Consider the following 14,822-nt stretch of genomic DNA (forward strand, 5'->3'; position numbering starts at 1 on the left):
CCGACAAGTCAGAGAGCAGCCGGATTCTCGGCCCGGGGAGCGAAGCAGGCGAAATCCTACATTGCAATCTTTAGCCCTCTCCCGCTTGCGGGAGAGGGTTGGGTGAGGGTGTGTCAGGCGTCGCAGGCGATGTCGCCAATTTGAGGCGTATCGCTTCGACGACGCCATCGAAATTCTCGACCAGATCGCTGTTCCAGAAGCGCATCACCACATAGCCCTGGGCTTCAAGATAGGCCGTGCGGCGCCTATCGGTGCTGACTGCCGTCCAGTTCGACGACCAACCGCTTTTCCACGCACAGGAAATCGACGACGAACGTGCCGATGGTCGCCTGGAACCGGAACTTGTGGTTCTCGAGCTGCCGGTTTCGCAGTGCGGACCATAGCTTGCGCTCAACGCCGGTCGCTTCCCTGCGAAGGCGGCGCGCATGCGGATTGGTGGGACGTATCGCCGGCATTCGGGCAGAGTAACCCACCTCACACCCTCACCCAACCCTCTCCCGCAAGCGGGAGAGGGCTAAGGAGAAGGAAGGAACCTACCCGCTCTTCCCGACCGCCGTCTTCAGCATGCTCAGCTGCTTGCGGTAGAGGTTGGTCATCGCAGTGAAATCCGCCTGGACCTGGCCGAGCTTGAGCAGCTGGTCCTCGAGCGTGACGTTGTTGCCGTCGGGCTTGGTCTCGCTGATGTCCTTGTCGAGCACGATGCCGGCGCCGGCCGGCTGGATCGCGCCCAGGCCCTTCATGCCGGCCGTCAGTTCGACGCGCGGCTTGGCGACGCGGATGCTGCCGGTGCCCGCGCTGCCCAGCAGGTCGGAGAAATCGGCGTCCTCCACCATGCGCGCCTTGAAGCCCGGCGTCTCGCTGTTGGCGATGTTCTGGGCGATCACGCGCTGGCGATCGGAGAGCGTCTCCATCTGGCGGCGGATGCCGGAGAGGATCGGGGGCATGTCCATGATCAGAATCCGTAGGTGGAGGGCGTGGAGCTGTTCAGGCGCGCGAGCGCCGCCTGATAATTTGCGAGCTGGGCGTTCACGATCGCGGTGCTCTCCTTGCCGGTCGCGGCATTCTTCTTGCTGCCGTCGATCATCTTCGCCTTGGTGTCGTCCCAATAGAGCGCGCGATAGGCGGTCTGCGACATCGAGATCGCGTCCTTGATCTTGCCGAGCGCGGTCTTGGCCATGTCCGCCGTGGACAGGCTGAGCCCCTCGCCCAGATCGAGGCCGAAGCTGCCGCCCGGACGAACCTTGGGCGCATTGCTCGATACCGGCGCCTGGGTCGCGATGCGCTGCGGCTCCATGCCAAGCTTGGCGAGCGCGTCGCTGTCGCCAGTGCCTGCCAGAAGCTGCAACTGATGCCCCGACTTCATGGTGATGCGCAGCTGCTGGACGCCGTCGACCGCGGTGGCGGTGACGCTTGCCTTGGACGCGCCGAGCATGCCCTGCATGCGCGTGGCGATCGACTGGAGCGTGTCGTCGGCAAGGATGGTCAGCTTGCGGATCGCGCCATCATCGGCCTTGAACGAGAAATAGTCGCCTGCCTTCAGCCCGGTCTGCGTCGTTACCTTGCTCGAGGCGACCGCGTTGATCGTCCCGCGCCCATAGCCGAGCGCCGAGACCGCGCTGGCGCCGCCCGTGTCGGCGGCGATGCGGACCGGCTCGGTGCGCAGCAGCGCCTGGCCGAACTGGGTGGTGTTCTGCACCGCACCGGTCGACGCGTCGATGCGCGCGACGAAGCCGTCGGTCGGTCCGCGGCGAGTTGCCGCCAGGTCGCCGGTGGTGCGGCCGCCGGCATAGAGCTCGCCGTTCATGAAGGCGATGCTGTCGACCTGATCGTCGGCCGAGGAGCCGAGATAGGTGGTGCTGGCGCTCGACAGGCCGGCATCGATCCGCGTGACGAAGCCGTCGCGATTGCCGCTGATGCCGTTGACCTGGCTGCCCGAAAGCGCGGTCGAGGTCGCGCCGCCCACGGCGATCGTGCCGTCATCGGCTACCGCGATCACGCGGGCATCGGCAGTGCCGAGGCTGAGACTGCCCATATCGGTGGCCAGCGACGAACCCTGGAACTTGCGGAGCTCCGCAGTGCCGTCGTGCGAGACGAGCGCCAGGACATTGCCGTCGTCGTCGACCGCGAGCGCATTGACGCTGTCGCTGCCCGGCCCGGTGATGGTGCGGCGCTCGGCGATCTTGCCGCTGGCATCGATGCGCGCGACGAAGCCGTCATTGCCGGCGGCGATGCGGCCGCCGACATAGACCGAGCCGTCGGCGCCGACCGCCACCGCCTTGGCGACGTCGGTGCCTGCCGAGCGGACCACGGTGGAGAATTTCTCGTCGCCGTTCGCGGCATATTTGGCGACGACCATGTCGCCGTCGGTCGAGGCGCCGCCGAAGCTGCCGGTGACCGTGCCCGCGACGACGATGCTGCCATCGGGGCCCAGGCTCACCGCCGCGCCGGTCGACGAACCGGTGGCGCCGAGGCTGCGCTGCCAGACGACATTGCCCGCGCCGTCCACCTTGGTGAGGAACAGGTTGTTGTCGCCGTCCGACAGATTGGCGCCAAGGTCGCCCTTGGTGGTGCCGACGACATAGCTGTTGCCCTGCGCGTCGGTGACCACCGCGGCGGCGTCGGTATTGGCATAGACGTTGCTGGTCGACGTCTTGACGGTCTTCACCTTGCCGTCGAGGTCGGTCGTGGTCGTGGTGATCGTCGTCGTCTTGCCGGCGGCGACGTTCTGCGCGGTCGCCTGGCGATCGAGCGCCTGGATCGTGCCCATCGCCACGCGGGTGTTGTCACCTGCCGGATCGTCGAAGCGGAAGAGCTGGGTGGAGCTCGGGGCGTCGAGCGCGGTCTGGCCGGTGGCGACGACCAGCGCGTCCTTGGCGTTGGTCTGGTCGAGCGTGACCTGCTCGATGCCGGTGGGGTTCGAAAGGGTGAAGCCCCATTTCCCGCCCTCGTTGGTCACCTTGAAGGTCGACTTCCAGCGCGGCACGACATTGCCGTTGGCGTCGAGCTGGGGGGCGCCATTGGTGTCGAGATTGGGGATCGCGGCGATCGCGGCGTTGAACTGGGCGGCGACGGAATCGAGCGTGGGCGGCTGCGCGCCCTGCGACAGGTCGACGGTGACCGTCTGCGCCGCAACGCCCGGCTTGCCCAGCGTGATCGCGAACTGCTCGGTGCCGGTGAGGCCGGGGATCGCATCGCCGCGCGCCTTGACCAGGGTCTTGCCCTCGGTCTCGTAGACGCTGGTGGCGACCAGCTTGTTCGAAGTGACGCTGGACGCCGGCTTCCCATAAGCGAGCTTCACCAGGTCGGACGGCGCGGTGCTCAGATAGGATTGGAGATCGTCCAGCCCCTTGAGGAAGGTCTTCTGCAGCTGGGCGCGCTGCGCGTCGGAAGTGGTCTTGGCGCTCGCGGTCTCGGCGAGCACGCGCAGCTTGTCGAGCGCCTGATAGGCAGTGAAGCTGGTCTGCACGTCCTTGGGCAGGAAAGTGCCGTTGCCGTCGGTGATGGCGGGGGTGATGATCGAACGCAGCGCGGTGATCGCGGCGACCTGACTGGCATTGGCCGGCAGCGCGTCGCCGCTCTTCCACGGCGCCACGGTGGCCGCGGTGGTGAACTGCGCCTTGGCCATCCGCACGGCCTTGCTGTCATAGGCGATCGGCGAGACCGCCGACGTCATGGTCGAGCTCGACCCCGTCAGGATGCTCAAGCCGATCAGGTTTCCAGATAAATTAACCGTCATCGCGATCCGCCCTGCCTCCCTTGCTCCTATAATAGAGGGACAGCGGCCCCCGCCCTTGTGCGCGGCCGCAATTTTTTCGCGAGGGAAACGAAAAAGCATGTCCGTGATGGCGCCGATCGCAGAACCGCCCGAACTCAAGCGCTTCAGCGGCGCACAGCGCGCCGCCGCCCTGATGCTGGCGCTGGGCAAGGATCACGGCGCGCCGATCTGGGAACAGCTCTCCACCGACGAAGTGAAGGAGCTGTCGTCGACCATCGCCGGGCTGGGCCGCATCCCGGCCCAGGTGGTGGAGCATCTGCTCGTCCAGTTCACCAGCGAAGTCGCCTCGATGGCGACGCTGCACGGCAGCTACGAGACCACCGAGCGCCTGCTGACCGGCATCCTGCCGGGCGACAAGGTGAAGGAGATCATGGAGGACATTCGCGGTCCTTCCGGCCGCACGATGTGGGACAAGCTCTCCAATGTCAGTGAGTCCGTGCTCGCCGGCGCGCTGAAGCACGAATATCCGCAGACCGTGGCGGTGATCCTCTCCAAGCTGCGCCCCGACCATGCCGCGCGCGTGCTCTCCGAACTGCCGCGCGACTTCTCGGTCGACGTGATCATGCGGATGCTGCGCATGGAAACGGTGCAGAAGGACGTGATCAACCAGGTCGAGCAGACGCTCAAGACCGAGTTCATGACCAACCTCTCGCGCTCGCAGAAGCGCGACCCGCACGAGGCGATGGCCGAGCTGTTCAATTCGCTCGACCGCTCGACCGAGGAAGCGATGCTCACTGCGCTCGACAATCGCGCGCCGGAGAGCGCCGAGCGGATCCGCGCGCTGATGTTCACTTTCGAGGACCTGGGCAACCTGCTGCCGCCGGCGATCTCGTCGATCGTCCGCAACGCCGACAAGCGCCAGATGGCGCTGGCGCTGAAGGGTGCGCCGGACAGCCTGAAGCAGCTGTTCTTCGGCGCGATGACCGAGCGCGCCTCGAAGCTGCTGCGCGAGGACATGGCGGGCATGGGCCCGGTGCGCGCCCGCGATTGCGAGGAGGCCCAGTCGGCGCTGGTGCGCCTGGCCAAGGACCTGGCGGACCGCGGCGAGATCCTGCTCGTCGATCCCAAGTCCGACGACGCGATGATCATCTAGGGGACTTTGCCGATGAGCATGCACGCCCATGTCCATGTCGAGCGTTTCGGCTTCGACCGCATCTTCGCCGTGCCGCCCGGCCGGAGCGCGCCGATCGGCCCCGATGCCGCGCTCGAAGTGGCGACGCTGCGCGCCGAGCTGGCGCTGCTCAAGTCCGAGCAGGAATCCGCCCTCGCCCTCGCCCGCGCCCAGGGCTATGAGGCCGGGCTGGCCCAGGCGCGCGCGGAACGCGAAGTCGCGCTGCTGAGCGCGGTCGACGCGCTGCAGGCCGGCATCGAAGTGATCGACGCGCAATTCACCGAAGTCTCCGAGCGGGTTACCGGCGAAGCGGCCGAAATCGCACTCGCCGCGGCCGACATGATCGCCGGGCGCGCCCTCGAAACGGCGCCGGGCGCCGCGATCGACGAGGCGATCGGCCGCGCACTCGGCCAGGTCGCGCGCGGCACCGAGCTGCTGGTGCGCGTCCATCCCGACCTGCTGGAAGACATCGAGGGCCGCATCGCCGATCGCCAGTCGCGCGACCGCCGCAAGCTGAACCTGATCGTGGTGCCCGATGCCGACATCCCGGTGGGCGACGCCCGGATCGGCTGGGAGGAAGGCGGCCTGGCGCTCGATGCCGCCGCGCGCCGCGAAGCGGTGCTGACCGAGCTCGAGACGCTGCTCAAGGCGGCATGACCCGGATCTCCCCTCCCTGGAACGGGAGGGGTCGGGCGGCATGGCATCCTCATCCATTGCCATAACCGTATCGCGTACATCCACCCACCCCTGCCCCTCCCTTCCCGGGAGGGGTTTCGATTCCGGGAAAGGCCAGGCGGCTCAAGCCACTAGGCAAAAATTTCCCCCGGCAAAAACTGCCGCCTCCCCCACCCCTCTATAATGATCGCAAGGGGCATCCGCCCCGCCAGTTCCATCGAACGGGGCGACATTGGAAGCGATCAAGAACCTGGTGGGCCAGATCGGCCCCAAGCGGCTGTTGCTGATGGGGGGAGTGGCGCTCGCGCTGCTCGCCGCTCTGGCCTTCGTCGCCACCCGCGGCTCCACCCAGAGCATGGGTTTCCTCTACACCGATCTCGATCCCTCGGCCGCTTCGGCGATCTCCGAGAAGCTCAAGGCGCAGAACGTCGCCTTCCAGCTTTCGGCCGACGGCACCTCGATCATGGCGCCGCAGGACAAGCTCGCCGAACTGCGCATGAGCCTGGCCGGCGAGAAGCTGGGCGGCAAGATCGGCTATGAGGTGCTCGACCAGGAGCAGCCCTTCGGCGTCTCCGCCAGCCGCGCCAAGATGAACGAGACGCGCGCGATCGAGGGCGAACTGGCCAAGTCGATCCAGACCATCCAGAACGTCACCGGCGCGCGCGTGCACATCGTGATGCCCGAGCGCGCCATGTTCGCCGAGGAGAGCCGCAAGGCGACGGCGGCGGTGACCGTCAAGACGCGCGGCCGCATCCCGAGCGAGACGGTCGCCTCGATCCGCTACCTCGTCTCCTCCTCGGTGCCCGAGCTTTCGCCCGATGCCGTCTCGGTCGTCGACCAGACCGGCGCGCTCCTCGCCCGGGCCGGCGACCCCAGCACGGCCAGCGCCGGCGACGCCGACCAGCGCCAGCAGGCCGTGGAAGGCAAGCTGCGCGACGAGATCGAATCGCTGCTCGAGCCGATCGTCGGCCAGGGCAAGGTCCGCGCCGAAGTCTCCGCCCAGATCGACCGCGACCAGTCGCGCGAGGAATCGCACGTCTTCGATCCCGACAAGCAGGTGATCGCCCGCCAGGTGAGCGTGGAGACCGGCGAGCAGAACCGCGAGACCGATGTCGGCGCACAGACCGCCTCGGTCGGCAACCAGCTGCCCGCCGCGCAGACTGCCGCCGCCAACACGCCGGGCGCCTCGCGCCAGTCGGGCAGCAACCAGAATTCGGAAGACACGACCTACGACAACAGCTCGACCAGGACGGTAACCGTCCGCACCCCGGGCAAGGTGACGCGCCTCAGCGTCGCGGTGATGGTCGATGGCGGCGACAAGGGCCTGCCCCAGCCGCAGATCGACCGGCTCCAGCGCCTGGTCGAGAATGCGGTGGGCGCCGATACCCAGCGCGGCGACAGCGTCGTCGTCGAGAGCATGAAGTTCAACACCGGCGACGCCCCGGCCGACGCCACGAGCAGCTTCCTCTCGTCGCTGCCGATGGACCGGATCTGGGGCCTGCTCCAGCTGGTGGTGATCGGCGCGGTCGGCCTCCTCGCCCTGCGCATGCTGAAGCCCAGGCCCGCTCCCGCCACGGAGATGGCGGAGGCCCCGGCCGCGCTGCCCACCCACTCGCCCGAGATGCTCGCGCTAGCCGAGCGCGCCGCGGACGGCGACGTGGAAGCGATGGCCCAGCTCGAAGCCATGACGCCATCGGACGTGCCGCAGCTCGATCAGGAGATCGCGCTCGCCCAGGTCGACGGCCGCATCAAGCTCTCCGCGCTCAAGCGCATCGGAGACGCGATCGCCGCGAGCCCGCCCGAGGCGGCCTCGGTGATCCGTCAGTGGATGAACGCATAGGATCAGACCCATGGATACCGAACCCCACGACATCATTCCCACCGATCCGGCGACCGACCAGCCCGCGCCCGTGTTCGAGGATTTCGACAACCAGGGCGGCGCCGAGCCGCACCATGGCGGCGAGGGCCTGGAAGCCGTCCATGACGTGCCGGTGAAGGTACAGGCAGTGCTGGGCCGCGCCCGCATGCCGATCGGCGAGCTGCTGCACCTGGGTGCCGGCACCGTGGTCGAGCTCGACCGCCGCGTCGGCGAGCCGGTGGACATCTTCGTCAACGACCGGCTGATCGCCCGCGGCGAAGTCGTGCTGATCGACAATGCCCTGGGCGTGACGCTCACCGAGATCGTCCGGGCCGAGCATTGACGATGGGACCGATCCGGATGCTGCTGATCGGCGCGCCGGGCGGCGAGTTCCGCCGGGCGGCGGAGCTGGCGCAGGGCGCCGGCGCGGAGGTCACCATGGCCGACGCCCCCGCCCCCGCGCTGGAGACGCTGCGCGAACAGGGCGCCGATCTGGTGATGATCGACGTGCTGGAAGACGCGGTGGGCTTTCTGGCCGACCTGCGTCGCGAGCGCTTCGTCGTGCCCGTGCTCGCCTGCGGCATCTCCGCGCCGGCCGAGCGCGCGGTGGCGGCGATCCGCGCCGGCGCCCGCGACTATGTACCCCTGCCCCCGCAGCGCGAGCTGATCGCGGCGGCCATCGCCTCCGTGGCGGAGCGCCAGGCCCAGGTGCCCATCGGCGGCCACCCGGTGCTCGATCGCGCCATGGCGCTCGCCGCCGCCGTCGCGCCAAGCGGCGCGCCCGTGCTCGTTTCGGGCGGCAAGGGCAGCGGCAAGGAGATGATGGCGCGCGAGATCCACCGGCTTTCCGGCCGGCCGGATCCGATCGCCTCGGTCGAATGCGCCGGCGTTGCCGCCGACGTGCTGGAATCCGAGCTGTTCGGCCACGAGGCGAATGCCTTTCCGGGCGCCGCGGCGCGCCGGGTCGGCCGGCTCGAAAGCGTCCGGGGCGGGACGATCTTCCTGCGCGAAGTGGGGGCGCTCGCACCCGCCACCCAGGCCCGGCTGCTCGCCGCGCTGATCGAGAAGCGTTTCCGCCGCCTGGGCGGCGAAACCGAGGTGCCCTTCGCCGCACGGCTGATCGCCTCGACCAGCATGGACCTGGAGACGGCGGTGGCCGCCGGCAGCTTCCGCGAGGACCTGCTCGTGCGGCTGAGCCTGGCGCGCATCGAAGTGCCGCCGCTCGCCGAGCATGACGACGATATCGCCGCGCTGGCCGGGCATTTCATCGCCCAGTTCGCCCGGGGCGACGGGCTCGCCCCGCGCCCGCTCTCGGACGGTGCGATCGCGGTGCTGCGCGCCTATGGCTGGCCGGGCAATATCCGCGAGCTGAAGGAATGCATCCACCGCGCCGCGCTGCTGGCCCATGGCCCGCGGATCGAGGCCGAGGACCTGACCCGCGCCGACGGCTCGCCGCTCGAGGCGCTCGTTTCCCTGCCGGGGCCCGATGGGCGGATCGAAGTGGACGGCCTGATCGGCCGCACGGTGGAAGAAGTGGAGCGCGAGCTGATCCTGGGCACGCTGGAACGCTGCCACGGCAATCGCACCTCGGCCTCGAACATCCTCGGCATCTCGGTGCGCACGATGCGCAACAAGCTGCGGACGTTCATCGAGGGCGGCATCGCCGTTCCGCCGGCGGCATGAGCCCGCACCCGCTCTTCGCCCTCCAGCGGCTGCACCTTCCGCAGGCCGCGGCGGAGACGGTGGAGGGCTTGCCCTCCGCGACGCCCTGCAATCGCTTCACGCTGGGCCAGTCGGCCTCGGCGCCTGCCAAGGCCATTTGGAAAGCACGCCCCTGATGCCCCCCGCGATCCTGAACTTCCTGAACAAGCTCGGCCTGAACCGCGACATCGCGCTCGCGGGCGGCGTGGTCGCGATCATCGCGATGCTGATCCTGCCGATCCCCGGCTGGCTGCTCGACCTGGGCCTGGCGCTGTCGATCACCGTATCGGTGATGATCCTGATGACCGCCCTGTTCATCGAGAAGCCGCTGGAGCTCAGCGCCTTTCCGACGATCCTGCTGGTGGCGACGATGCTGCGCCTGGGCCTCAACCTCGCCTCGACCCGCCTGATCCTCACCCATGGGCACGAGGGGCCCGATGCCGCCGGCGGCGTGATCGGGGCGTTCGGCGAGTTCCTGATGGGCGGCGAGGTGATCATCGGGCTCACCATCTTCATCATCCTGATCGTCATCAACTTCGTCGTCATCACCAAGGGCGCCGGGCGCATCGCCGAAGTCGCGGCGCGCTTCAGCCTGGATTCGATGCCCGGCAAGCAGATGGCGATCGACGCCGATCTTTCCGCCGGCATGATCAACGAGGATCAGGCCAAGGCCCGCCGCGCCGAAGTGGAGGCCGAGAGCGGCTTCTACGGCGCGATGGACGGCGCCTCGAAGTTCGTGAAGGGCGATGCGATTGCCGGCCTGCTGATCACCGCGGTGAACATCGTCGTCGGCCTGACCATCGGCGTCGTCTCGCATGGCGTGCCCATCGGCGAGGCTTTCCACACCTATACGACCCTGACCGCCGGCGACGGCCTGGTCAGCCAGATCCCGGCGCTCATCATCTCGATCGCCGCGGGCCTGCTCGTCTCCAAGGGCGGTGTGAAGGGCAAGACCGGCGCCGCGCTGGGCGACCAGCTGGGCCGCTATCCCAAGGCGTTCGGCATGGTCTCGGTCCTGATGGGCGCGCTCGCCATCATGCCGGGCATGCCCTTCCTGCCCTTCGCCGTCTTCTCCGCCGCATCGGGCTTCGTCGCTTGGCGGATGAGCAGGAAGGCAGCCGCCAGGGCCGCGCTGGAAAAGGCCGTCGCCGCGCAGGAACAGGCCCAGGCCGCCGTGGTCGAGCAGCCGATCTCGCAGACGCTGGCGATCGACGCGGTGCGCATCGAGATCGGCTATGCGCTGCTGCCGATGATCAACGACGAGCAGCGCGAGCCGCGCCTCGACGACCAGGTCCGCGCGCTGCGCCGGCAGATGGCGACCGATTTCGGCTTCGTGCTCCCCTCGGTCCGCATCATCGACAATATGGGCCTGAAGCCCAACGAATATGTCATCACGATCAAGGAGACCGAGGCGGCGCGCGGCGAGATCCGCGTCGACAAGCTGCTGATGATCAATCCGGGCGGCGGCCCGGCCGGCCTGCCCGGCGAGCCGACCACCGAACCGGTGTTCGGCCTGCCCGCCCTGTGGATCGATCGCGAGCTGCGCGACGAAGCCGGCTTCCGCGGGCTCACCGTGGTGGAGTGCGGCACGATCATCACCACGCACCTGACCGAGCTGGTCAAGGAGAACATCGCCGACCTGCTCTCCTATGCGGAGACCCAGAAGCTGCTGACCGAAGTCCACAAGGATTCGGAGAAGCTGGTCGCCGACATCATCCCGGCCAAGGTCTCGATCTCCAGCGTGCAGCGCATCCTGCAGAACCTGCTGGGCGAAGGCATCTCGATCCGCGACGTGCCGACGATCCTGGAAGGCATTGCCGAAGCCGCGCCGCTGACCAGCAACCTGACCCAGATGACCGAGCATGTCCGCTCGCGTCTGGCCCGGCAGATCAGCGCGTCGCAAGTGCGCGGCGAGGCGATACCGGTGGTGACGCTGTCGCCCGAATGGGACCAGGAGTTCGCGGAGAGCATCCTGGGCCAGGGTGACGAACGCCAGCTGGCGATGGCGCCCTCGTCGCTCCACAAGTTCATCGCGCATGTCCGCGAGACCTATGACCGGCTGGCGCAGGACGGCGAGATCCCGTGCATGCTGACCAGCCCGGCGATCCGCCCGTTCGTCCGCTCGATCATCGAGCGGGTGCGCCCGGCGACGGTGGTGCTCTCCCAGAACGAGATCCATGCCCGCGCCCGCATCCGCGCGCTCGGCACGATCGGCTGAACGCGAACCGTTTCGGCGGCGAACATCCTATAATGAAGATTGCGGGCCCCATGCCCGCTCATGAGGCGCGTGCATGCAGATAAACACTATCGGGTTTCCCGCGAGCCTCCTCGGCGCAACGAGCGCCGACTCCGTTGCCGGCTTCGGCTTCGCGCAAATGCTCGGCGCACCGGCCAGTTCGGCCGGCACCGGCCCCACGCCGCCACCGGCCGCCAATGACGTGCTGGCGCCCGCCGCGCCGCTGAGCATGGCGCAACTCCTCACCACTGCCGCGCCGGCGGCGGCCGCGGAAGCTCCGCCGGTCGAGGGGGCGCCGCCGCAGCCCGCCCTGCCGGCGGAAGCACAGCCTGCCGTACGGGCGGAAGCGCAGCCTCTGGCGGGCTCGCTGCCCGCGGTGGCGGAAGATCCCGCCGCCACACCGGACAAGCCGCCCCTGCCGGGCACCGAGGCCAGGCCGGCCAAGCCGGCGGCGAGCGCCCTGCCCGCGCCCTTGCCCGCCGAACCCGCCGAACCGGCGATCGACACGCCTCCCGCCCCGGCCGCCGAGACGGGCGAGCAAGCCCAGGCCGCGCAGCCGGAAGCGCCGAGGGCTCCGATCAAGCGCGGCCCGCGCCCGGCGAACCTCGGCGAGGAGCCGCCCGCCGCCGCTCCCGCCGCCATCCCGGACACTGCGCAGGCCGCCGACATGGTCGCGGTCGCCCTGACCCAGGCGCCCCCGCGTCCCGAGCTCGCGACGAGGCCGCAGCCCTTGCCGGCGCGCCAGACCGGCGACGCCTTGCCCCCTGCGCGCAAGGCCGATGTCGTGCGCGGGAACCCAGGCGCGGCGCCCGCCCCCGAGCCGGCAGCCGGCAACGACAAGGTCGAGGCAGCAGTTTCGGCGATGGCCGGCAAGCCGGGCGGCGGGAAGGACAATATGCCGGGCGACGAGGCTGGCCAGGCGCCGGCATTCGCGCTGCGCCACGACGCGCATGCCGCGCCCGCCGCACCGCATGCCGCCCCCGACGCTTCCCGCGGCCAGGCGGCACCCGCCATGGCAACGGCCGAACCGGTGGTCGCCGCGCGGCCCGGTCATCTCGGCCAGGCGCTCGGCGTCGAGATCGCGCACAAGGTGGAGGCCGGCGAGGAGATGCTGCGCGTGCGGCTGAGCCCGGACAATCTCGGCAAGGTCGAGGTGACGCTGTCGTTCGACGATGCCGGCACGCTGCGCGCCACGGTGCGCGCGGATAGCGCCCATGCGCTCGACCTGCTCCGCCAGGACGCGCCCGATCTCGGCCGCGCACTCGACCAGGCGGGCATCCGCGCCGACGCGCAGAGCTTCCGCTTCGAGAGCCGCACCGGCGACGGCAACGCGCAGGCGCAGCAGCAGCCGCAACAGCAGAACCAGAATTCCTCCGCCGGCCGACGCGCCGGCAACGACGAACCCGATACGGCCGACATCGCCTATCGCAGCATCCGCGGCGACGGGCAGGTCGACCTTCTCGCCTAGGAGCAGCCAGCATGACTACCGTCAACACCGCGACCAACACGCCGGCAACGAACGGCACGGCCAATGCGTCGAGCACCGGCCTCAACGGCGACTTCACGATGTTCCTGAAGCTGCTGACCACGCAGATGCAGAACCAGGACCCGCTGAGCCCGATGGACACGGCCCAGTATACGCAGCAGCTGGTGCAATATTCGCAGGTCGAGCAGTCGATGGCGCAGACCAACACGCTCAAGTCGATCCTGTCGGCGCTGGGCACCCAGAACCTCACCCAGGCTTCGTCGCTGATCGGCCGCGCGGTGGAAGTGGACTCGCCTGTCGCCGGGCTCACCGGCACCCAGGCGGCGCAGTGGAGCTGGAGCACGCCGCGCGACGCCGCCTCCGTGGTCGCGACGATCAGCGACGCGTCTGGCAAGGTCGTCGACACCCGCACCGTCCAGGTGACCGGCAATAGCGGCACCCTCGCCTGGGACGGCCTGACCTCGGGCGGCCGCGAGATGCCGGCCGGCAAATATTCGCTGTCGCTCAAGGCGCTCGACAGTTCGGGCACCCAGCTGACCAGCACGGTCCACAGCATCGGCACGGTCAGCGACGTGCAGCTCAGCAACGGCGCGGTGCTGGTGACGGTGAACGGCAGCCAGGTCGAGGCGGGCAAGCTCATCCGCATCGGCGGCGCCGGGGCCGGCACGGGCACGGGCACGGGTAGCGGCAATAGCGGCGCCTAGGCCGGAGTGACGGCGTGGATCGGTTCCCGCTCCGAATGTCGATCGGGACCATATCCCAGGGGTTTCCCTGAGGGCCGGGCGTTTGGGGCGCCGCTTCCCCGCCTCTATAATGGAATCAGAGAGGCGGGCGGACGTATCAATCCCCTCGCGATCCGCCCGTCTCTCGGCCGGCGCCGCGGCGCCTTGTTCTTCCTTCGCTTAACCGAGCGGGCCGGATCCTCCACCGGCCCGCTTTTCTTTTGGACCCCGAGCCGGGCCGAACAGCAGAACGGGGCCCAACGGGCCCCGTTCGCGATCTTCGAAACGGATGTGGGATCAGGCGTGCGCGGCACGCAGGATCGGCTGCGTGGGCAGCTGGATGATCCGCATCGGCGGCAGCTCATCCCCGGCTTCGGCCACTTCATAGGCGTCCAGCGCGCAACCGGGCAATGCGGCGGGCGCGGTGAGCATGGCGATGCAATCGGCGATCGACGGATCCTCGCGCGGGCCGATCGTGTCGAGCACGTCGGCCAGCGTCGTGCCCGGCGCGGCCAGCGCGCGATCGGCGGCGGCGGCCCAGAGCGCCCGCGCATCCTCGACCGTTAGCGTTAACGTCACCGTGTAGCCGGTCGCCGCTTCCAAACCCTGCCTGATTTCACCAACGCCCATTTGTCTGCCCCCGACCTGTTCGTGTGAATTTTGTATTAAATGCCTCAAAGCCGGCTTGCGGCGTAGTACGGGCAAGCCCGTATGTGGTTTTGCGGAATCAATGGACCCGCGCTTCCGCCCGCCGCCCGAGCTCGCGGGCATGCGCCGCGACCAGGCACAGTTCGGCATAGAGCCGATCCCAGAAAGGCGCCGGGATATCGAGCGCCGGACCGTCCGACTGATGGAGCGCGAGCGCGGCGCAGGGATCGAGCCCCAGGCGGAAGCGCGTGGCGAACACGCCATCGATATGCTCGTCGGGCAGATCGTGCGGCACGGCAAGGCGCGCCGACATGATGTAGCCCGACAGGATGTCGACGCCGTAACCGTCGAGCATCACGCGGGGCCGGCCGGCCATGTCCGGCCGCTCGAGCACCACGAGCGCGCCCGAGGGATGCTCCTCGACGCTCACCTGGAGCCGGCCGCCGAACGCATCAGTGATTTCTCTGATCCTGGGAAACAAGGCTCTATTCTCCTCTTGGGATCATTATAGAGGCGTCAACCAATTGGCGGGGCGGCGCGCGCAAGAAAATTGCGGGCACGAAAAAGGAGGCCGGGACTTGCGTCCCGGCCTCCTCGTCAGGGCCATAGA

12 protein-coding genes and 1 pseudogene are annotated in these 14,822 nt (G+C 68.9%); 8 read left to right on the plus strand and 5 right to left on the minus strand.

Annotated features, from left to right (window positions below):
* Positions 1-70: 70 nt before the first annotated feature.
* From FHR20_RS17450 to FHR20_RS17460, 3 genes and pseudogenes are all read right to left on the minus strand, one after another.
* Positions 71-455: pseudogene (locus FHR20_RS17450) on the minus strand (endonuclease domain-containing protein).
* A gap of 78 nt (positions 456-533) precedes the next feature.
* Positions 534-950, minus strand: coding sequence for a flagellar basal body protein (locus FHR20_RS17455; protein ID WP_167300874.1), 417 nt, complete (start codon positions 948-950; stop codon positions 534-536).
* A 2-nt stretch (positions 951-952) separates the two neighbouring features.
* Complete coding sequence (locus FHR20_RS17460) at positions 953-3,703, minus strand: hypothetical protein (RefSeq protein ID WP_341786474.1); 2,751 nt, start codon at positions 3,701-3,703, stop codon at positions 953-955.
* A gap of 130 nt (positions 3,704-3,833) precedes the next feature.
* Here FHR20_RS17460 and FHR20_RS17465 point away from each other — a divergent pair, with 130 nt between their 5' ends.
* The 8 genes from FHR20_RS17465 to FHR20_RS17500 all read left to right on the plus strand — a co-directional run bounded on the left by FHR20_RS17465 (position 3,834) and on the right by FHR20_RS17500 (position 13,546).
* Positions 3,834-4,868 (plus strand): flagellar motor switch protein FliG, encoded by a 1,035-nt coding sequence (locus FHR20_RS17465; protein ID WP_167300876.1) that lies wholly within the window; start codon positions 3,834-3,836, stop codon positions 4,866-4,868.
* 12 nt (positions 4,869-4,880) lie between these two features.
* Positions 4,881-5,543: a FliH/SctL family protein gene (locus FHR20_RS17470; protein WP_243857509.1), complete on the plus strand. Its 663-nt coding sequence runs from the start codon at positions 4,881-4,883 to the stop codon at positions 5,541-5,543.
* A 250-nt stretch (positions 5,544-5,793) separates the two neighbouring features.
* The gene (fliF, locus tag FHR20_RS17475; RefSeq protein WP_167300877.1) at positions 5,794-7,401 is read left to right on the plus strand and encodes a flagellar basal-body MS-ring/collar protein FliF; all 1,608 of its coding nucleotides are present in this window, start codon (positions 5,794-5,796) and stop codon (positions 7,399-7,401) included.
* 10 nt (positions 7,402-7,411) lie between these two features.
* Positions 7,412-7,762 carry a flagellar motor switch protein FliN gene (gene fliN, locus FHR20_RS17480; protein WP_167300878.1) on the plus strand — a complete coding sequence of 117 codons (351 nt, stop codon included), beginning with the start codon at positions 7,412-7,414 and terminating at the stop codon, positions 7,760-7,762.
* Positions 7,763-7,764: 2 nt separating this feature from the next.
* Positions 7,765-9,102 (plus strand): sigma-54-dependent transcriptional regulator, encoded by a 1,338-nt coding sequence (locus FHR20_RS17485; protein ID WP_243857512.1) that lies wholly within the window; start codon positions 7,765-7,767, stop codon positions 9,100-9,102.
* A 154-nt stretch (positions 9,103-9,256) separates the two neighbouring features.
* A complete protein-coding gene (gene flhA, locus FHR20_RS17490) occupies positions 9,257-11,338 on the plus strand; it encodes a flagellar biosynthesis protein FlhA (protein ID WP_167300879.1) in 2,082 nt (693 codons plus the stop codon).
* A gap of 73 nt (positions 11,339-11,411) precedes the next feature.
* On the plus strand, positions 11,412-12,824 hold the full coding sequence (locus FHR20_RS17495; RefSeq protein WP_167300880.1) for a flagellar hook-length control protein FliK: 1,413 nt from the start codon (positions 11,412-11,414) through the stop codon (positions 12,822-12,824).
* Between the two features lie 11 nt (positions 12,825-12,835).
* A complete protein-coding gene (locus tag FHR20_RS17500; protein ID WP_167300881.1) occupies positions 12,836-13,546 on the plus strand; it encodes a flagellar hook assembly protein FlgD in 711 nt (236 codons plus the stop codon).
* Between the two features lie 315 nt (positions 13,547-13,861).
* On the opposite strand, the gene FHR20_RS17505 is transcribed toward FHR20_RS17500, so the two are convergent.
* Together FHR20_RS17505 and FHR20_RS17510 are read right to left on the minus strand one after the other, a co-directional pair.
* Complete coding sequence (locus FHR20_RS17505) at positions 13,862-14,194, minus strand: hypothetical protein (protein WP_167300882.1); 333 nt, start codon at positions 14,192-14,194, stop codon at positions 13,862-13,864.
* A gap of 97 nt (positions 14,195-14,291) precedes the next feature.
* On the minus strand, positions 14,292-14,693 hold the full coding sequence (locus FHR20_RS17510; RefSeq protein ID WP_167300883.1) for a hypothetical protein: 402 nt from the start codon (positions 14,691-14,693) through the stop codon (positions 14,292-14,294).
* Between the last annotated feature and the right edge of the window lie 129 nt (positions 14,694-14,822).

It is taken from the genome of Sphingomonas leidyi, from assembly GCF_011761945.1.
GTDB classification, from domain to species: Bacteria; Pseudomonadota; Alphaproteobacteria; order Sphingomonadales; family Sphingomonadaceae; genus Sphingomonas; species Sphingomonas leidyi.

Coding starts and splice junctions, on each gene's coding strand:
- FHR20_RS17455 (WP_167300874.1), bottom strand. CDS start 950: ATGGACATGCCCCCGATCCTCTCCGGCATCCGCCGCCAGATGGAGACG.
- FHR20_RS17465 (WP_167300876.1), top strand. CDS start 3,834: ATGTCCGTGATGGCGCCGATCGCAGAACCGCCCGAACTCAAGCGCTTC.
- FHR20_RS17470 (WP_243857509.1), top strand. CDS start 4,881: ATGAGCATGCACGCCCATGTCCATGTCGAGCGTTTCGGCTTCGACCGC.
- fliN (WP_167300878.1), top strand. CDS start 7,412: ATGGATACCGAACCCCACGACATCATTCCCACCGATCCGGCGACCGAC.
- FHR20_RS17485 (WP_243857512.1), top strand. CDS start 7,765: ATGGGACCGATCCGGATGCTGCTGATCGGCGCGCCGGGCGGCGAGTTC.
- flhA (WP_167300879.1), top strand. CDS start 9,257: ATGCCCCCCGCGATCCTGAACTTCCTGAACAAGCTCGGCCTGAACCGC.
- FHR20_RS17495 (WP_167300880.1), top strand. CDS start 11,412: ATGCAGATAAACACTATCGGGTTTCCCGCGAGCCTCCTCGGCGCAACG.
- FHR20_RS17500 (WP_167300881.1), top strand. CDS start 12,836: ATGACTACCGTCAACACCGCGACCAACACGCCGGCAACGAACGGCACG.
- FHR20_RS17505 (WP_167300882.1), bottom strand. CDS start 14,194: ATGGGCGTTGGTGAAATCAGGCAGGGTTTGGAAGCGGCGACCGGCTAC.